The sequence below is a fragment of the Sphingomonas cynarae genome (assembly GCF_039537815.1).
Classification (GTDB): domain Bacteria; phylum Pseudomonadota; class Alphaproteobacteria; order Sphingomonadales; family Sphingomonadaceae; genus Sphingomonas; species Sphingomonas cynarae.
This window is the reverse complement of sequence record NZ_BAABBF010000005.1, coordinates 46,513-63,858: the sequence shown is the minus strand read 5'-3', so window position 1 is coordinate 63,858 and position 17,346 is coordinate 46,513. Positions and strand designations below refer to the sequence as shown.

Genomic DNA, 17,346 nt, shown 5'->3' with positions numbered 1-17,346 from the left:
GCCATCAACCGGACACGGCGACGCCCGTTCCCCGCCGCGATAAACTACATCAGCGGCTGCCGGTAATACGTGCAATTTCGGCCGCTACATGCTGTTCGACGATCGCCGGCAACCGGCTGTCGAGCCAGTCGCGCAGCATCGGGCGCAGCATCTCCCGCACCAGCCCTTCCAGGCTGGCGTCCGCCGTGGGCGCACCGGCCGGCGTGGCCGCGGGCGCCGCGGCACTCAGGGTACGGGTCAACTGGTCGATCGCTTGCCGGCTCGCCGTCGCCGCCCGGTCAGACACAAGCGGCTCTACCGCGTCGGCATCGGGCTCGGACACTGCCGGGCGCGGTGGCGGTGGCGCCGGTACCGGCTCGTCGGCTTCTTCCGCCACCGGTTCATGACGGGGGGTGGAAGCCATGATCATCGGACGAGGCGCAACCACGGGCTCGGGCGTGATACGCGGCATCGGTGCGATCGGGTCGTCGAGTTCGAGGATCGAGTCGCCTTCATCGTCATAGGACACGGACGATGCCGTCGTCGCGATCGGACGCGCCGGGCGTCGCGATCGCACTGGCCCTTCGCCCTCCTCGGCCATGATCCGCTTGATGGACGACAGAATCTCTTCCATCGACGGTTCCGCGCTGATGTCACCCATTCCAGCTAAGTCCTGTACAAGCCGTCTTATTGGCGGTTTGGTGAGGCCGCACCTGTCGTCAACGCCGGGGTCCTGTCAACATCCGTCTTGAGCAACGGATCCTGCGGACGGACGACGCGGGCATTCTGCGCGGGGCTGCCTGCGGTGGACGTTCCGACCGGCACCGGCTCCGGATCGCTGTCGAAATCGTTGATGCTGTGGCGGACCCGACGATAGTTGAGCGTCGGGTCATATAGCGCGCCACCCTCCAGCCCCAGGTCGCGCGCCTCCGCATCGCCCATCGCAGCGAGCAGGGCGAACCCGGCCACATAGGCATCCCGCCGCGCGCTGACGAGCGTGACCTGGCTGTTCAGCAGTTCCTGTTCGGCGTTGAGAATGTCGAGGATCGTCCGCGTACCGACGCTGTTCTCGGCACGTACCCCTTCCAGCGACAGCTTGTTGGCATTGACCGCCGTCTCGGACGACGCGATCACCTCCAGGGACGATCGCCAGATCGCATAGGCGGAACGGGCCTGCGCGATCACATTGCGTTCGATGGCCGTGACGTTCTCGATCGCCTGGCTTTGCAGCGCCTGCGCCTGACGCACCTGCGCGGCGGGGCGCCCGCCCTGGAACAATGGCAGCGTCAGTTGCAGCCCGGTGGTCGCGGTCCGCTGCGAATTGGGTTGGGCGATCCCGGTAGCTGATGCGGGCGCTGATCCCAGATAATTAAAGTAATTGCCCTGCGCGACGGCGGATACCCGCGGCAACCGGTTGGCACGTGCCACTCCGACATCGAAGCGGCTGGCATCGCGCACCTTCTGCGCGGCCAGAATCTGGGGGTTGCTCTGCAACGCCTCCACCACGGCGGCGTCCGGGGTAGCCGGCAGATTGGGCAGCGTCGGCGGCTCTTCCAGCACACCCGGCGGTGCGCCGACGAAATTCAGGTAATTCTCGCGGCTTGAAACCAGCTGCGCCTGCGCCGACTGAAGTTGCGCACGGGCCTGTGCCAGCCGCGCCTCCGACTGGGCAACATCGGTTCGGGTCAGATCGCCGACCTGAAACCGGTCGCGACTGGCATTCAGGTTCGTTTCCAGCACGCGCACGTTCTGCGTATTGAGCCCGACGATAGCCTCGTCGCGGATCACGTTCATGTACGAGCCGACGACATTGGTGAACAGGTTCGCCTCGGTCCCGCGCAGATTGGCGCGTCCTGCCTCGACCCGCGATTCGGCGGCACGGACGCCATTGCGGACCGCCCCGCCCTGAAACAGCGGCACCGACAATTGCGCAATGCCGGTCGCCGATCGCTCCGGATTGAAGAAGGCGTTCGACGCCTGCACCGCATTCTCGTTGAACTGCCCGGTCAGATTGACGCCGGGCAAACCGCTTGCTCGTGCGATCGGCACGTTCTCGTCCGTCGCGCGCAGGGCCGCCCGCTGCCCGGTCAGGGTCGGGTTGCTGGCATAGGCGCGCGCCAATGCCTCGCGCAGCGTGTCTGCCGAGGCGGGCGCGGCAATAAGCATGATGCCGCCAACCGCGGCAGCCCGGAACCGGCGGGGAATCATCGGATCAGAAGCGAAATGCGGCGGGGCGCAGAAAGCCCGGCAGGACCACACACTCACTATCCGCGAAAGGAACGGCGGCATGACCACCTGCCGTCCGCCGCCCGACCGCGAGTCGGGTCACCCCGTTCTGCGCGATGCCCATCGCGATCCGGCCATCGACGCGCAGCTGCTCCAGCAACGCGGTCGGCAGTTCGTCGATCGCGCCGTCGATCAGCAGCACATCGTAAGGCGCACCGGCTGGATGTCCTGCCGCCATTGCTCCCTCGACCAGCTCTACGCCGGGAACATCGGCCAATGTCGCCCGCGCGATCGCGACCAGCGCCGGATCGCTTTCCACCGCCGTCACCCGCGCGCCGAGTTGCGCCAGGATCGTGGCGGTATAACCCGTTGCGGCACCGATCAGCAGCACGCGATCCTCGCGCACGATCTCCGCTTCGGTCAGCAGTCGCGCGGTAGCGAGCGGCGGGTTCTGGAAGCGTCCGCCGCCTAGCGGCAGCGCCCGATCGCGATAGGCGAGGTCGGGTGCGGTGCCCGGCACGAAATCCTCGCGGGCAATAGTCGCCATCGCGGTGACCACGCGGGCATCATTGACGTCGTTGGGGCGGAGCTGGCTCGCCACCATCGCCTGGCGGAAGACCGCGGTATCGGCGGCTGCGGAGGTGCTGATCGTCGTCATCCCTGACCTTCTGGCACGAGCGTCTTACCCATGCAATACACTAGTTGTCCCTATCATCTACCGCGCCTGCCGAAGCACGCCAAGCACCAATGCCGCGCCTTCGCCACCGACAGATAATTCGCCACCGGTCGAGGTGATAGCGATGCCTATTTTCAGGGATTGCGCCACCCGCCCTTAACAGGCGGTTGACCGCGCCGCCAAAACCCCCCATTGGCGCCGCCTCCACGCGATCGAGGCCCGATGGCGGAGTGGTGACGCAGAGGACTGCAAATCCTTGCACCCGGGTTCGATTCCCGGTCGGGCCTCCAATATCCCGTGTTCAGGCGCTTCCATGTGCCATTCCCCGCCCCGTCGAACGCAAAAAATAACCCGGCAGCGGACTGCCGGGTTCGAGGTTGACGCCTAGGGAGCAACCTGGCGCGTCACGTGGCTGCCGCCCCGGAAGGCGGCGGCAAGGTCGTCAATTGCCGTTGAGCAGCGCACCCTCGTTCGCGATCGCCTCGTTCCCGAGGCCCGCATCGGCGTTACCCAGCGAGTTGTCGAAGCCAAGCGTCGAATTGCCCTCGACCTCGCCAAGATTGCCCTCGGCCGGGAAATCACCCTCGTTCAACGTCAGTTCGTTGTCCGCGACGGTCGTCGTCGGTTCGGGCTTGGAGCAGGCGCCCAGCGACAAGGCGGCGGCGAGGGTGAGAGTGGCGGCGACGATCGGCTTCATGAATATGTCCCTTGTTGATGATCCGGCGGGCCCGGGCCTTTCGGCTTCGTCCCATATCGGCCATCATATCCCATCAAAACGATGGGGATTGAAAGAAAAGCTGTCGACCGGGATAGATTGGCTGCGACATGGCTCCGGCCCGCGAACGCCACCGGCCATCGTATTACCGACGGCGGCGTTGGACCCGGCACCGGGCCGTGCGTTATCCTGTCGCTCTGCACGGGGGATCATGATGACGGCACTGGTCACGATAAATGGCACCTTGATGGACGGCATGGACACCGATCGCTTCTCGATCGTGACGGTGTTCGGCGCGGCGACGCCGGCGCCCGCGTGGCAGGCGATGTTCGGTTGGCCGGCGAGCGGCGGCGATGCCGTGCCGCTCGACGTGCGATCGGTGGCGGATCGCACCCGCTGGGCGGCAAAGCTGGACGATGCCGTGCGCGGCGCGGATCGGGCGGTGCTGCTGGTCGCCGACGGACTTGGCTGCGCGGCGAGCGCATGGTGGGCGCGGTTGTCGCCCAGCGACTATGTGGCGCGGATCGCCGGCGCGATCCTGCTCGATCCGGGACGTGGCGACCATCGCGCCTTGTTCGATTCGCCACGGACCCGCCTGCCCTTCCCCTCGCTCGTGATCCAGCCGGACGGCGCGGCGGTCGGCGTAGCGGCGGACGATTGGGGCAGCCGCCTCATCGTCAACGGGCGCGAGCGGCGACGCGCGGATCGGCCGGTCGCGTGGCGGCAGGCGCAGCAACTGTTCCTGCGACTGACGGGTCAGATCGTCGAGCAGGACGTGAACCGGGCACGCGCGCGCATTGCCCGGCTCTGATCGTGCCGCCCGCCACGGCGGGCATGGCTGGCTGGATGCGAACAGCCATGTCGTGATCGTCGGCGGTGGCTTCAGCGGCGCCCTGATGGCGATCAACCTGTTCCGTTTCGGTGGTCCCCGCACGACGCTGGTCGAACGGGCGCCGGAGCGGCTCGGTCGCGGTATCGCCTATGGCGCCGCCCATCCCGGCCAGTTGCTCAACGTGCGGGCCGCGGCGATGAGCGCGTTTCCCGAGGATCCCGACCACTTCGCCCGTTGGGGCCGCGACCGCGCCGATGCCGCGCCGGCGGACTTTGTCGCGCGTGAAACCTATGGCGCCTATCTGCGTGAAACCCTGGCCACGGTGCGGGCTGCCGCGGGCGATCGACTGACGATCCTGTCGGGTGAAGTTCACGCCATCGACCGCCTTGCCGGCACCGCGCGGGTCACACTGGCGAAGGGTGACACGCTGGCGGCGGATGCCGTCGTGCTTACGCTCGGCAATCTGCCGCCGCACGCGCCACCCGGTATCGATCCCGCCGCCCTGGCCGCAGGCGTCTATATCGACGACCCTTGGGCGCAGGAGCCGGCGACGGGCCTGACGCGCCGGGACCGGGTCGTGCTGGTCGGCTCCGGTCTGACCGCGATCGATATCGCGCTACGGCTCGATGCGGTCGGGTTCGAAGGCCCTATCCTCGCCCTGTCCCGCCGCGGTCTCGCGCCGCGCCGTCATGTCGATGGCACCCCGCCCGCCCCCGGCTGGACGGAGACACCCGACATGCCGCTGTCCGCGCTGGTCGGCCGGCTGCGTACCGATGCCGCGACGCTCGGCTGGCGGGCGGCGGTCGACACGCTGCGGCCGGTGACGCAGCGCTGGTGGGCGCGGGCCGACGCGGCCACACGCGGCCGTTTCCTGCGACATTGCCGCCCCTTCTGGGATGTTCACCGCCACCGGCTGGCCCCGGCGGTGGCGGAGCGGATCGACGCGATGGTGACGGATGGCCGCCTGCGTTTCGCCGCCGGCAAGATTACCACGGTCGATCCCCACCCGCAGAGCGCGCTGATCCGCTGGCGACCACGCGGCGATCACGATTCGTGCGACACCATCGCCAGCCGCATCGTCAACTGCACCGGCCCGCAGGGAGACGTGCTGCGCACCACCGAACCATTGTTGCGCCAGCTCGTTGCGGACGGCATGGTCAGGCCCGATGCCCTGCGGCTGGGGATCGACGTCGACGACGGTTCGCGCGTGATCGATCGCAGCGGGCAGGCCCAAACAGATCTTTACTGCGTCGGGCCGATGACCCGCGGCAGCTTTTGGGAAATCGTGGCAGTGCCCGATATTCGCCGTCAATGCGCCGACCTGTCGCGGCGCCTGTCGAACAGCCACTGGATCGGCGAAGGATTGTAACCGGACACCGCGACCAGGGGCTGTCAGTCCAGATTGGGCCGCAGCCACCGCGTCGCCGTCGCCATGTCCACCCCGCGGCGGGTGGCATAATCTTCGACCTGATCCTGGCCGATCCGCGCGACGCCGAAATACTCTGCCTGGGCATGACCGAAATAGAGTCCCGATACCGCCGCGGTGGGCAGCATCGCGAAACTGTCGGTCAGCTCAAGACCCGTGTTCGCCTCGGCATCCAGCATGTCGAACAGCGTTCGCTTGAGCGAATGTTCCGGGCACGCCGGATATCCGGGCGCCGGCCGAATCCCGCGATACTGCTCGCGAACCATCGCCTCGTTGGTCAGTTGCTCGCCCGGCGCATAGCCCCACAGGTCGGTGCGGACATGCGCGTGCAGCCGTTCCGCGAATGCCTCCGCCAGACGATCCGCCAACGCCTTCAGCAGGATGTCGTTATAGTCGTCGTTGTCCGCCTTGAACCGCGCGATATGCGCGTCGATGCCGTGGATGCCGACCGCGAAGCCGCCCATCCAGTCGCCGGCGGGATCGATGAAATCGGCAAGGCACATGTTCGCGCGGCCTTCGCGCTTGGCGATCTGCTGGCGCAGAAACGGCAGCCGCACGGTCGCTTCCTGCGTCCGGTCGAGGTTGGGGATGTGAAACCCCTCGGGAATACTCGCGCCGTCGGGGCTGCGATGCGCCTCACGGTGCTGCGTATAGACCCAGACGTCGTCGTCATGCCGATGGCACGGCCATAGTCCGGCCACGCCCCTGGCCGTCAGCCACTTCTCGGCGATGATCCGGTCCAGCATCACCTGCGCATCTTCGTACAGCCCGGTCGCGCTTTCGCCGACGACCTCGTCGGTCAGGATCGCCGGGAAATTGCCGGCGAGTTCCCATGCGCGGAAGAACGGCGTCCAGTCGATATAGCCGCGCAGGTCGGCAAGGTCCCAGTCGTCGAACCGGTGCAAGCCCGGCCGTGCCACCGGCGGTGCCTTCAACGCCATATCGACGGTCAGCCCGCGCGCGCGCGCCTCGGCCAGCGGCAACAGATCGTTCTGTCCCTTGCTGGCCCGCGCGATCCGCACCTTCTCGTAATCGTCGGCGACGCTGGCGACATAGGCGTCGCGCTGCGTATCGCTGACCAGCGTCGTCGCGACGCCCACCGCGCGGCTGGCGTCGAGGACATGGACGATCGGACCGTCATAGGCCGGCGAGATGCGCAGCGCGGTATGCACCTTCGATGTCGTCGCGCCGCCGATCAGCAGCGGCATCGTCATGCCGGCGCGCTTCATTTCCTCGGCGACGGTCACCATCTCGTCCAGCGACGGCGTGATGAGCCCCGACAGGCCGATCATGTCGGCATCATTCTCGTTCGCGGCCGCGATGATCTTCGACCATGGCACCATCACGCCCAGATCGACCACGTCGAAGCCGTTGCACTGGAGCACGACTCCGACGATGTTCTTGCCGATATCATGCACGTCGCCCTTCACGGTCGCCATGATGATCTTGCCCTTGCCCTTGGCACCCGGTTCCTTCGACGCCTCGATGAAGGGCAGCAGGTGCGCCACCGCCTTCTTCATCACCCGCGCCGATTTCACGACCTGCGGCAGGAACATCTTGCCTGATCCGAACAGGTCGCCGACCACGTTCATCCCGTCCATCAACGGCCCCTCGATCACCTCGATCGGGCGGGGGAACAGCTGCCGGCATTCCTCCGTATCCTCGACGACGTGCAGGTCGATGCCCTTGACCAGCGCATATTCCAGCCGCTTGTTCACCGGCAGGCTGCGCCATTCCGCCGCCTGTTTCTCGGCAACGGCATCGGTGCCGCGATATTTTTCGGCCAGCGCGACCAGCCGGTCCCCCGCCTCCGGATCGCGGTTCAGGATCACATCCTCGCACGCGGTGCGCAGTTCGGGATCGATCGCGTCGTACACGTCCAGCTGGCCGGCGTTGACGATCCCCATATCCATCCCCGCCGGGATCGCATGGTAGAGGAAGATCGAATGCATCGCCCGGCGCACCGGCTCGTTGCCGCGGAACGAGAAGGACAGGTTGGACAGCCCGCCCGAGATGTGGACGTGCGGGCAGCGGACCTTGATCTCCTTCACCGCCTCGATGAAATCGACCGCATAATTGTTATGCTCCTCGATCCCCGTCGCCACCGCGAAGATGTTGGGATCGAAGATGATGTCCTCGGGCGGAAAGCCGATCCCCATCAGCAGGTCATAGGCGCGGGCACAAATCTCGACCTTGCGTGCCTGCGTGTCCGCCTGCCCCACCTCGTCGAACGCCATCACCACCACGGCGGCGCCGTAGTTCATGCACTTGCGGGCATGGTCGAGAAACTGCTCCTCGCCCTCCTTCATGCTGATCGAATTGACGATCGGCTTGCCGCTGACGCATTTCAGCCCCGCCTCGATCACGCTCCACTTGGAACTGTCGATCATGAACGGCACCCGCGCGATATCGGGTTCGGCGGCGATCAGCTTCAGGAAGGTCGTCATGGCGTGGTGCGCGTCGAGCAGCCCCTCGTCCATGTTGATGTCGACCACCTGCGCACCGTTCTCGACCTGCTGGCGCGCGACCTCGACAGCGCGCGCATAGTCGCCGGCCATCACCATCTTCTTGAACGCCGCCGATCCGGTGACGTTGGTGCGTTCGCCGATATTGACGAACTGGGTGGCGGAGGATGTGGTGGTCATGAGGCGTCCGGGAAACCAGCAAAAAGTTCGGTGAGCGCCGCTTCGTCGGCGATCTCGCCATCCGAGCGGTAGCGTTCGATCTCGACATGCCCGTCCTCGAACACCTCGATTTCCCAGCGTTCGCCCGGCAGGGCGGCATCGATCATGATCGCATCGTCGCGGATGCTGGTGATCGAATGATGAATACGCGCCGCGTTCAGCCGGGCGATGATCTGAAAGGGGGTCATGCCGCCATCGTGAAGGGTTCGAGACCGGCCAGCCGCGTCTGCACCGGCGGCACCGGCACCGCGCGCGGCGGCAGGCCGCGTACTTTCTGCGCCATCGCCGCGATGTGCGCGGGCGTCGATCCGCAGCACCCGCCCAGCACATTGACCTGCCCCGCGACGGCCCATTCGCCAACCAGCCCGGCGGTGGTCGCCGGTTCCTCGTCATACGCGCCCAGTTCGTTGGGCAGGCCGGCATTGGGATAGATCATGATGAGCGTGTCGCACGTCTCGCTCAGCGTCTTCACGTGCGGGCGGAGCTGCTCCGCACCAAACGAGCAGTTCAGCCCGATAGTCACCGGCTTCGCATGGCGCACCGCATGCCAGAACGCTTCCACCGTATGCCCCGACAAATTACGGCCCGACAGGTCGGTCAGCGTCATCGACAGCATCAGCGGCAGGTCGCGGCCCAGATCGTGCGCGGCGTCCAGCGTCGCCATGATCCCCGCCTTCGCGTTCAGCGTGTCGAAGATCGTCTCGATCAGGATGAAGTCCACCCCGCCTTCGACCAGCGCGTCGATCTGTTCGCGGTACACGCCTTTCAGGTAATCGAAGTCGATCTCGCGATAACCGGGATCGTTGACGTCGGGCGACAGCGACAGCGTCTTGTTGGTCGGTCCGATCGCGCCGGCGATAAAGCGCGGGCGGCCATCCTTCGCCGCGAACTCGTCGGCGACGCGGCGGGCCATCCGCGCGCTTTCGACATTGATCTCGCGCACCAGATGCTCTGCGCCATAATCGGCCTGGCTGATCCGGTTGGCGGAGAAGGTGTTGGTCTCCGCGATATCCGCCCCCGCCGCGAAATAGGCGCGGTGGATCGATTCCGGCACCTCCGGCTTGGTGAGTGCCAGGATGTCGTTATTGCCCTTCTGGTCGTGGTCCAGTCCCAGATCGCCGGCATAGTCCGCCTCGGACAATTTCCAGTTCTGGATTTCCGTGCCGAAGGCGCCATCGGTGATGAGGATGCGCTTCGCCGCCTCGGCCTGCAGCTTCTCGCGTGCCGTCATGTCCTGTACCTCGCCGCTCACGCCGCCACCGCCTCGGCGCCGGCCTTTGGCCGAACCCCGAGCAGATGGCAGATCGCATAGGCCAGTTCGGCCCGGTTGAGCGTGTAGAAATGCAACTGCTTGCATCCCCCCGCATATAACCGGCGTGACAGTTCCGCCGCCACCGTCGCCGCCACCAGCTGGCGTGCGGCGGGATGCGCGTCCAGCCCGTCGAACAGCCGTTCCATCCATGCCGGCACTGCGGTGCCGCACATCGCGGACATGCGACGGACGCTGGCGAAGTTCATCACCGGCATGATCCCCGGCACGATCTCCGCATCGATCCCGGCCGCTGCGACTTGGTCACGGTAGCGGAAGAACGTCTCCGGCTCGAAGAAGAACTGGGTGATCGCGCGCGTCGCGCCCGCGTCCAGCTTGCGGCGCAGATTATCGAGATCGGCGGCGGCATCCGCCGAATCGGGGTGCGACTCCGGATAGGCCGCGACCGAAATCTCGAACGGGTGCAGTCGCTTCAATCCCGCGACCAGTGCCGCCGCATTCTCGTACCCGCCGGGATGGCTGACGAATTTTCCGCCACCACTGGGCGAATCGCCACGCAGCGCGACGATGTGGCGGACGCCTGCCGCCCAATATTCCTCGGCGACCTGATCGATCTCCGCGCGGGTCGCCTCGACGCAGGTCAAATGCGCCGCCGCCGCCAGCGACGTCTCGCGCTGGATGCGCGCGACCGTGGCGTGCGTCCGTTCCCGCGTCGTGCCGCCCGCGCCATAGGTGACCGAGACGAACCGGGGGCCGAGCGGCTCCAATGTCCGCACCGCATCCCACAATTGCTCGTCCATCTTCTCGTTCTTGGGCGGAAAGAACTCGAAACTCACATCCAGATCACCGCCGACATCGGCGTAAAGGGGCGATTCCAGCGCGCATCGCGCCTCCGCCAGCTGGTCCACCGAAATCGTCATGCCGCCTTCACCTCGTGCAGGGCCGGCGCAAATTTCCGCGCCAGCCACAATTTCACCGTCAGTTCGCCGCCGCCCAGCGTTTCCACCCGCGCGATCCGCAGCCCCGCCGCCTCCGCCCAGCCCGCGACCTGTTCGTCGGCGAAGCCCAGCCGGACATGCGCGTCCTGCGTGCGCAGTTCCTCGCGGTCGTGAGCGGCGAAATCGACGATCAGCAATCGCCCGCCGCCGGCCAGCACCCGTGCCGCCTCCGCGATCGCGGCACCGGGCTGCTGTGCGAAATGCAGTACGTTATGGATGATCGCCACATCGGCGGCACCATCCGTCATCGGCAGTGCATTGATATCCGCCTGCCGTAATTCCGTATTGGCGGCGCCGGCCAGCTTGGCGCGCGCCAGCCGCAGCATCTCCGAGGATCGATCGATCCCCAGTGCCGCGTCCGCCCGTGCGCCGAACAGCTCCAGCATCCGCCCCGTACCCGTACCGATATCGATCAACGTGCCCAGCGGAGCGGGCCCCAGCACCGCCGCCATCGCCGCCTCGACCTCACTCTCGGCGACATGGAGCGAGCGGATCGCGTCCCATTCGCCGGCATGCGCCTCGAACCACGCCGCCGCCGACGCCGCCCGATCGGCGCGCACCGCCGCCAGCCGCGCCGCGTCCGCCACCGCCCAGTGATCCGGCTGTCCCGCGCTCCAGCCGTCGAGCGTGGCAGCGATCGGCCCCACTACCTCCGGCCGCCCCAGCGCGACGAACACCCAGCTGCCTTCCTTGCGGCGCTCCGCCAGACCGGCATCACACAGGATCTTCACATGCCGCGATACCCGTGGCTGGCTCTGCCCCAATACCTGGGCCAGTTCGCCGACCGACAACTCCATCCGCCGCAACAGCGCCAGGATTCGCAGACGGCTGGCGTCGCCCAGCGCACCGAAGATGTCGAGCGGATCGATCATGGATCATCATATAAAGAAATCTTTATATGCGGTCAATCGAACTGGTTGGCTGGACCCGATTGCTTTCGGTAGCGTTACGGTTCGCGATGATCCCCCCTTGGGGTCGCCGCAACGGGAGAAACGCAATGAAGAAGTTCGTCGTGCCGGCCCTGGCCGCTGTCGCCATGCTCGCCGCCTGCAGCCAGAATGCGCAGAATGAGACGTCGGAGGCCGCCAACGCGATCGCTGCCGATACCGCCGCCACCACCGAGAACGCGACCGCCGACGTCGACGCAGCGACCGATCGCGCGCTGAACTCGGCAGAGCGCAGCGTCGACAATGCCGGTGTCGCGATCGATCGCGCCGCCGACAAGACCGGTGCGGCCCTCGACAACGCGGCCGACGATGCCGCCGCTGCGGGTGACCGCGCCGCCGACGCCACCGGCCGCGCGCTGGAGAACACCGGCAAGCGCATCCGCGACTGACCGACCGGTTTGCCGGGCGACGATCGCGTCGCCCGGCACGTTTTCCCACAGGAGCCGTCATGAACAAACGCCTCGGCTCGACCGACCTTCATCTGTCCCCGCTCGTTCTGGGTGGCAATGTCTTGGGATGGACGGCGGACCGTTCGGCCAGTTTTGCGGTGCTGGACGCCTTCGTCGCGGGCGGCGGTACGATGATCGACACCGCCGACGTCTATTCGGCCTGGGTAGATGGTCACCGCGGCGGTGAGTCGGAAACCATGATCGGCGAATGGCTGAAGGCCAGCGGCCGTCGCGATGACGTGCTGATCGCAACCAAGGTGGGGATGCTCCCCGGCGAAGGGGGCGAAAAACTGGCGCCTGCGCGGATCGTCGCCGGCTGCGAGGCGTCGCTGCGCCGCCTCGGCACCGACCGGATCGACGTCTATTATGCGCATCAGGACGATGACGCCGTCCCGCAGGAGGAGGTACTCGCCGCCTTCGGTTCGCTGATCGCCGCCGGCAAAATTCGTGTGCTGGGCGTGTCCAATTTCACCGGCCGTCGTTTGAAATCGGCGATCGACGCATCGCGCGGAACCGACCTGCCGCGCGTCCATGTCCTCCAGCCGGAATATAATCTCGTCAGTCGCCATAAATTTGAGGGCGAGTTGCAGGATTACTGCGTGCAGGAGAATGTCGCGGCCCTGCCATATTATGGTCTGGCCAGCGGCTTCCTGACCGGAAAGTACCGCAGCACCGCCGATCTCGGCAAAAGCGTGCGGGGTGGCTCGATGGCCGATCTGCTGACCGGGCGCGGCGCGGCCGTGCTGGCGGCGATGGACGAGGTGGCAGCCGAAACCGGCGCGACGCTGCCGCAGATCGCCCTCGCATGGCTGATCGCCCAGCCCGGCGTCGCCGCACCGATCGCCAGTGCGACCAGCGTGGAACAACTGGCCGATCTGTTGCCGGCGATCACCCTCGAACTCGATCGGGACCAGTTGGAGCGGCTGACCAACGCGGGCGTCTGACCGGCATGGCGATCATGGCGGAGTATATGATATCATCGGCTTCGTCATGATCCTGCCCCGCCCTCTGCTTGCTTTCGCCGCCGCCGTCGTCTGGCTGCTGACTGCCACTGCTGCCCAGGCCGCTGTAACGGTGACGTTCTGGAGCCATGAACTCGGCAACAGTTTCCCTCACGCCTTCTTCACACTGCGCGGGGTGCCCGATGCCGGCGGACAACCGGTCGACGTCAATTACGGCTTCACCGCCCGCACGCTCAGTCCCGCGATCCTGTTCGGCACCGTTGCGGGGAAACTGGATATTGCCAGGCCATTCTACATGGCGGGCAGCGACGCCCAGTTCTCGGTGATCCTGACTGATCGGCAATATGCGGACCTGCTTGCGCTGGTGGCGGCATGGGGCGGTAAGAACGGCGAAAGTCGCTACAACCTCAACCGCCGCAACTGCGTCCATTTCGTGCGGGAAGCCGCCCGGCTTGTCGGATTGACCGGCCTCAATCATCCCGGCCTGATGAAGAAACCACGCTCGTTCCTGAAGGCGGTGGCGGCGGCCAATCCGGGTCGCGTCGTCGTGCTGAACCTGCCCGGTCGCGCCTATCTGGCCACGTTGCCGGCCTTGCCCGCTCCTTCGCGCTGACCGGCCGGGCGCAACTCCAGCAGATCGAGGATCGACTGATAGGCCGGGCGCGGCAGCACCATTCGCCAGCGCGCCGGCCCGATCCGCTCCATCATCCCCACCATGTCGCGCCCCGCATCGCGCCCGTAATCGAGCGGCCGTTCGTCCGCCAATGTCATCGACCCCAGGAACACCGCCCGCGCATCGGTGTCCGGGTAAAGCGATCCCACCGGGCGCTGCCGGCCGTCGAGTCCGGTCAGCCGCAGCGCCGCCGCGTCTTTGGATGGGTCGCCGGCGGTGATCAGGCAGCGGGACCACTCCTGCTCCGCATATACCGCCCCGACATGGCCGCGCCGCCCCAGCTTGACCATCCGGCAGTCATACTCGCCCACGGGCGGCATCGCGCCCGCCAGCGTCCGGTCGGGATCGAACAGGGCTGGGTCGCGCATGATGACCGCCGCCGCGGCCCGATCGGTGCGGGCCTCACCCAGTGCCTCGGTCCAGGCGGATCGCCACGCCCGCAACCGCGACCGATCGAGCGCGGTCGCCAGCCGCCGCCAGTCGACGCCATCCGTGCGTTGCGCGATCGCACCGGTCACCGGCATCGTCGCGAGCAGGACGAAGCCGACAAGGCATTTCCTCACGCGGCGGTCCAGCCGCCATCCATCGTCAGGTTCGCGCCGGTGATCGCCTTCGCCTCCTCCCGGCACAGGAACAGACCGAACGCCGCGACCTGTTCGGGCGTCACGAATTCCTTGGTCGGCTGCGCGGCGAGCAGCACGTCGTTCATCACCTGATCGCGGGTCATGCCGCGTGCCTTCATCGTATCGGGAATCTGGTTCTCGACCAGCGGCGTCCAGACATAGCCGGGGGAGATGCAATTGGCGGTGATCCCGTCGCGTGCCACCTCCAGCGCCACCGCCTTCGTCAGTCCCGCCACACCGTGCTTGGCCGCGACGTAGGCCGCCTTGTTGGGGCTGGCCACCAGCGAATGGGCGGAGGCAGTGGAGATGATCCGCCCCCATCCCTTCGCCCGCATCGCCGGGATCGCGGCGCGCATCAGGTGGAATACGGAGGTCAGGTTGATCGCGATCACCGCATCCCATTTCTCCGGCGGGAAATCCGCGACGGGCGAGACATGCTGGATACCGGCATTGGCGACGACGATGTCGCACCCGCCTGTCTCCGCCACCGCACGCTCGACCATCGCGGCGATCTGTTCCGGCTTCGTCATGTCGGCCGGATCGTAGAGCGCCGCCACGCCGCTGGTCGCCGCCAGTTCACGGCGTGCGTGCTCGATCGCATCCGCCTCGCCGAACCCGTTCAGCACCACGTTCGCGCCCTCGGCGGCGAAGGCGCGGGCAAAGGCCAGCCCGATCCCCGACGTCGATCCCGTCACCACCGCCGTCTTGCCGTGCAGAAAACTGTTCGCCATCACCGCCGCCCCTTGTCCCGTGTCGGTTCGACAACGCCGCAATCGGGCGACGGTGCCGCAACCGCTATGCGCTTCGTGCATTTCACTATCGCAACGATCAGGCGGATTTTCCATGCGGCTCGACGATTACGATCCCAACGACATCAATGTCGGCGACCAGCGTGGCGAAGGCGGCGGTGGCGGCGGCTTCGGGGGCGGGGGTGGCGGCCTGTTGCTGGGCCTGTTGCCGATGATCGGCAGTCGCTTCGGCTGCGGCGGCATCGTCGTCGTGCTCATCATCCTGGCGGTGATGGGACTCAATCCGCTGTCGCTGCTCGGCGGTGGCGGCGGATCGACCTCGACGCAGGTCACCCGCTCCGCCCCGGCCGGCGGAAACGAAGCCGTGACTGCCTGTGCGGTCAATCCCGAGAGTCGCGCCGCCTGCAATGCATTTGAATCCGCACAGGATACCTGGGTGGCGCTGTTCGCCAAGAGCAACCAGCAATTCGTAAAGCCGACGCTGCAATTCTATGGCGGGTCGGGCAAATCCGGTTGTGGCGCGGCGCAGGCGGCGATGGGGCCATTCTATTGCCCGACCGATCGGGGCATCTATCTCGACACCAGTTTCTTCAACGAACTGGCCAACCGCTTCGGCGCCAAGGGCGATTTCGCGCAATATTACGTGATCGCCCATGAATTCGGCCATCATATCCAGAACCTGCTCGGCACCTCCGATCAGGTGCAGCGCATCCAGCGCACCGCCGGCGAGCGGGAAGGCAATGCCGCCTCGGTCCGCCTCGAACTCCAGGCGGATTGCTATGCCGGCGTCTGGGCCGCCGCGAACCGCAACCGGCTCGAATCCGGCGATATCGAGGAGGGGATGACCGCCGCACGAGCCATCGGCGATGATACGCTCCAGCGTGAAGGCCAAGGTCGCGTCGTACCCGACAGCTTCACGCACGGCAGTTCCGAACAACGGATGCGCTGGCTGCGGCGCGGTCTGGAAACCGGCGACCCGGCCCAGTGCGATACCTTTTCAGGCGCGATATGATGCGATCAGGCGCATACGTTCGTGATCGGTCAGGTCGGGTACGGCCACCTGCCCGGTCGCGGCGGCGATAGCGGCGGCCTCCACCACCGCCATCACCGCCAGCGCCTGCACCGGGGGCACCGGATTGGCCCCCTCCCCGCGCAGCGCGGCGGCGATGGCGGCGTAATAGCATCGCTGGTCACCCGCCTCGGCGGGCCGGGTGGTCACATTGCCCTCACGATCGAACAGGCGCAGCGGGTCGTCGTTCACGCCCCACCCGTCCGTTCCCGGCCGGATACCACTCAGCAATTGCGCCTCCTGCCGGTCGGGACGATTCTTCACGATGGTGCCGCCGTCACCATGGACCACGAAACGCGGCGATCCGCCCGCGACCAGCATCGCGGCATGCAGCACCGCCCGCCGCCCATCGCCATGGTCGAGCACGACATGCGCCCAGTCGTCCGCCAGGGCGCTCTCGCGTTGCCGCGCCATCGATGCCTGCACCCGCTCGGGCAGGCCGAACAACAGGATCGCCTGATCGACGAGATGTGGCCCCAGATCATACCATATCCCGCTACCGGGTGAGCCATCCTCCCGCCAACGTACCCGGACGGCGGGGCGAAACCGGTCGATATGCGATTCCAGATGTACCGGCCGGCCCACTACGCCCTCCCGAATGGCCCGGCTTACCGTCAGCCAGTCACTGTCCCAGCGGCGGTTGTGGAACACCGACAGCAACCGGTCCCGCGCATTCGCCAGCCCGATCAGGTCGCGCGCCTCGGCGGTATCGAGCGTGAAGGGCTTGTCGACCACGACGTGCCGCCCCGCCCGCAACGCCGCGATCGCCAAGGGCGCATGGCTGGCATTGGGGCTGGCGATCACGACCAGATCGATCGCATCCGACGTCGCCACCGCCAGGGGATCGGCCGCCACCGTCACGTTCGGCAGGTCGGCATGGACCTTGGCCGCATCGCTCGACGCCACCAGCGTCAGCGCCATGCCGGGCACGCTCGCCAGCAGGGGCGCGTGGAAGGTCCGCGCCGCATAGCCATAACCGATCAGGCCCACCCGGATCATCACCCGCATTCTCCCTCATCCGCCGTCCGGTTTGAAAACCGGTCACGCGGTGGCCATAGACGGTTCGCC

18 protein-coding genes and 1 tRNA gene are annotated in these 17,346 nt (G+C 66.8%); 7 read left to right on the top strand and 12 right to left on the bottom strand.

Annotated elements, in window-relative coordinates; all coding sequences use genetic code 11:
- Positions 1-49 precede the first annotated feature (49 nt).
- The 3 genes from ABD719_RS11530 to ABD719_RS11520 are packed head-to-tail and all read right to left on the bottom strand — an operon-like array spanning position 50 to position 2,863.
- Positions 50-640, bottom strand: coding sequence for a DUF2497 domain-containing protein (locus ABD719_RS11530; protein WP_344693520.1), 591 nt, complete (start codon positions 638-640; stop codon positions 50-52).
- A gap of 26 nt (positions 641-666) precedes the next feature.
- Complete coding sequence (locus ABD719_RS11525) at positions 667-2,145, bottom strand: TolC family outer membrane protein (RefSeq protein ID WP_344693519.1); 1,479 nt, start codon at positions 2,143-2,145, stop codon at positions 667-669.
- A gap of 46 nt (positions 2,146-2,191) precedes the next feature.
- Positions 2,192-2,863: a protein-L-isoaspartate O-methyltransferase family protein gene (locus tag ABD719_RS11520; RefSeq protein ID WP_344693518.1), complete on the bottom strand. Its 672-nt coding sequence runs from the start codon at positions 2,861-2,863 to the stop codon at positions 2,192-2,194.
- 234 nt (positions 2,864-3,097) lie between these two features.
- Here ABD719_RS11520 and ABD719_RS11515 point away from each other — a divergent pair.
- A tRNA-Cys gene (locus ABD719_RS11515) sits at positions 3,098-3,171 on the top strand.
- Positions 3,172-3,323: 152 nt separating this feature from the next.
- Here ABD719_RS11515 and ABD719_RS11510 read toward each other — a convergent pair.
- Entirely contained in the window at positions 3,324-3,578 is a 255-nt protein-coding gene (locus ABD719_RS11510) for a hypothetical protein (protein ID WP_344693517.1), read from the bottom strand.
- Between the two features lie 232 nt (positions 3,579-3,810).
- On the opposite strand from ABD719_RS11510, the gene ABD719_RS11505 reads away from it, so the two are divergent.
- Together ABD719_RS11505 and ABD719_RS11500 are read left to right on the top strand one after the other, a co-directional pair.
- Positions 3,811-4,407 (top strand): alpha/beta hydrolase, encoded by a 597-nt coding sequence (locus ABD719_RS11505; RefSeq protein WP_344693516.1) that lies wholly within the window; start codon positions 3,811-3,813, stop codon positions 4,405-4,407.
- Complete coding sequence (locus ABD719_RS11500) at positions 4,394-5,797, top strand: FAD/NAD(P)-binding protein (protein ID WP_344693515.1); 1,404 nt, start codon at positions 4,394-4,396, stop codon at positions 5,795-5,797. The genes ABD719_RS11505 and ABD719_RS11500 overlap by 14 nt, the downstream gene beginning before the upstream one ends.
- 23 nt (positions 5,798-5,820) lie before the next feature.
- Here ABD719_RS11500 and metH read toward each other — a convergent pair whose 3' ends face one another.
- The 5 genes from metH to ABD719_RS11475 are packed head-to-tail and all read right to left on the bottom strand — an operon-like array spanning position 5,821 to position 11,678.
- Positions 5,821-8,499 (bottom strand): methionine synthase, encoded by a 2,679-nt coding sequence (gene metH, locus ABD719_RS11495; RefSeq protein ID WP_344693514.1) that lies wholly within the window; start codon positions 8,497-8,499, stop codon positions 5,821-5,823.
- Positions 8,496-8,726 (bottom strand): hypothetical protein, encoded by a 231-nt coding sequence (locus tag ABD719_RS11490; RefSeq protein ID WP_344693513.1) that lies wholly within the window; start codon positions 8,724-8,726, stop codon positions 8,496-8,498. Before ABD719_RS11490 ends, metH begins: the two co-directional genes overlap by 4 nt.
- A complete protein-coding gene (locus ABD719_RS11485; RefSeq protein WP_344693804.1) occupies positions 8,723-9,769 on the bottom strand; it encodes a homocysteine S-methyltransferase family protein in 1,047 nt (348 codons plus the stop codon). Before ABD719_RS11485 ends, ABD719_RS11490 begins: the two co-directional genes overlap by 4 nt.
- 17 nt (positions 9,770-9,786) lie before the next feature.
- Complete coding sequence (gene metF / locus ABD719_RS11480) at positions 9,787-10,728, bottom strand: methylenetetrahydrofolate reductase [NAD(P)H] (protein WP_344693512.1); 942 nt, start codon at positions 10,726-10,728, stop codon at positions 9,787-9,789.
- Entirely contained in the window at positions 10,725-11,678 is a 954-nt protein-coding gene (locus tag ABD719_RS11475) for an ArsR/SmtB family transcription factor (protein WP_344693511.1), read from the bottom strand. Before ABD719_RS11475 ends, metF begins: the two co-directional genes overlap by 4 nt.
- A 125-nt stretch (positions 11,679-11,803) precedes the next feature.
- Here ABD719_RS11475 and ABD719_RS11470 point away from each other — a divergent pair, with 125 nt between their 5' ends.
- From ABD719_RS11470 to ABD719_RS11460, 3 genes are read left to right on the top strand one after another with little or no spacing between them, the layout of a single operon-like run.
- On the top strand, positions 11,804-12,142 hold the full coding sequence (locus ABD719_RS11470; protein WP_344693510.1) for a hypothetical protein: 339 nt from the start codon (positions 11,804-11,806) through the stop codon (positions 12,140-12,142).
- A gap of 59 nt (positions 12,143-12,201) precedes the next feature.
- Positions 12,202-13,146 carry an aldo/keto reductase gene (locus ABD719_RS11465; RefSeq protein ID WP_344693509.1) on the top strand — a complete coding sequence of 315 codons (945 nt, stop codon included), beginning with the start codon at positions 12,202-12,204 and terminating at the stop codon, positions 13,144-13,146.
- Positions 13,147-13,192: 46 nt separating this feature from the next.
- A complete protein-coding gene (locus tag ABD719_RS11460; protein ID WP_344693508.1) occupies positions 13,193-13,777 on the top strand; it encodes a hypothetical protein in 585 nt (194 codons plus the stop codon).
- Here ABD719_RS11460 and ABD719_RS11455 read toward each other — a convergent pair.
- Complete coding sequence (locus tag ABD719_RS11455; RefSeq protein ID WP_344693507.1) at positions 13,735-14,400, bottom strand: DUF4893 domain-containing protein; 666 nt, start codon at positions 14,398-14,400, stop codon at positions 13,735-13,737. The genes ABD719_RS11460 and ABD719_RS11455 overlap by 43 nt on opposite strands.
- Positions 14,397-15,191, bottom strand: a complete 795-nt coding sequence (locus ABD719_RS11450; protein ID WP_344693506.1) for a 3-hydroxybutyrate dehydrogenase — start codon at positions 15,189-15,191, stop codon at positions 14,397-14,399. Before ABD719_RS11450 ends, ABD719_RS11455 begins: the two co-directional genes overlap by 4 nt.
- 112 nt (positions 15,192-15,303) lie before the next feature.
- On the opposite strand from ABD719_RS11450, the gene ypfJ reads away from it, so the two are divergent.
- Positions 15,304-16,221: a KPN_02809 family neutral zinc metallopeptidase gene (gene ypfJ, locus ABD719_RS11445; RefSeq protein WP_344693505.1), complete on the top strand. Its 918-nt coding sequence runs from the start codon at positions 15,304-15,306 to the stop codon at positions 16,219-16,221.
- Here ypfJ and ABD719_RS11440 read toward each other — a convergent pair.
- On the bottom strand, positions 16,207-17,277 hold the full coding sequence (locus ABD719_RS11440) for an oxidoreductase (RefSeq protein WP_344693803.1): 1,071 nt from the start codon (positions 17,275-17,277) through the stop codon (positions 16,207-16,209). The two genes, ypfJ and ABD719_RS11440, sit on opposite strands and share 15 nt — an antisense overlap.
- Between the last annotated feature and the right edge of the window lie 69 nt (positions 17,278-17,346).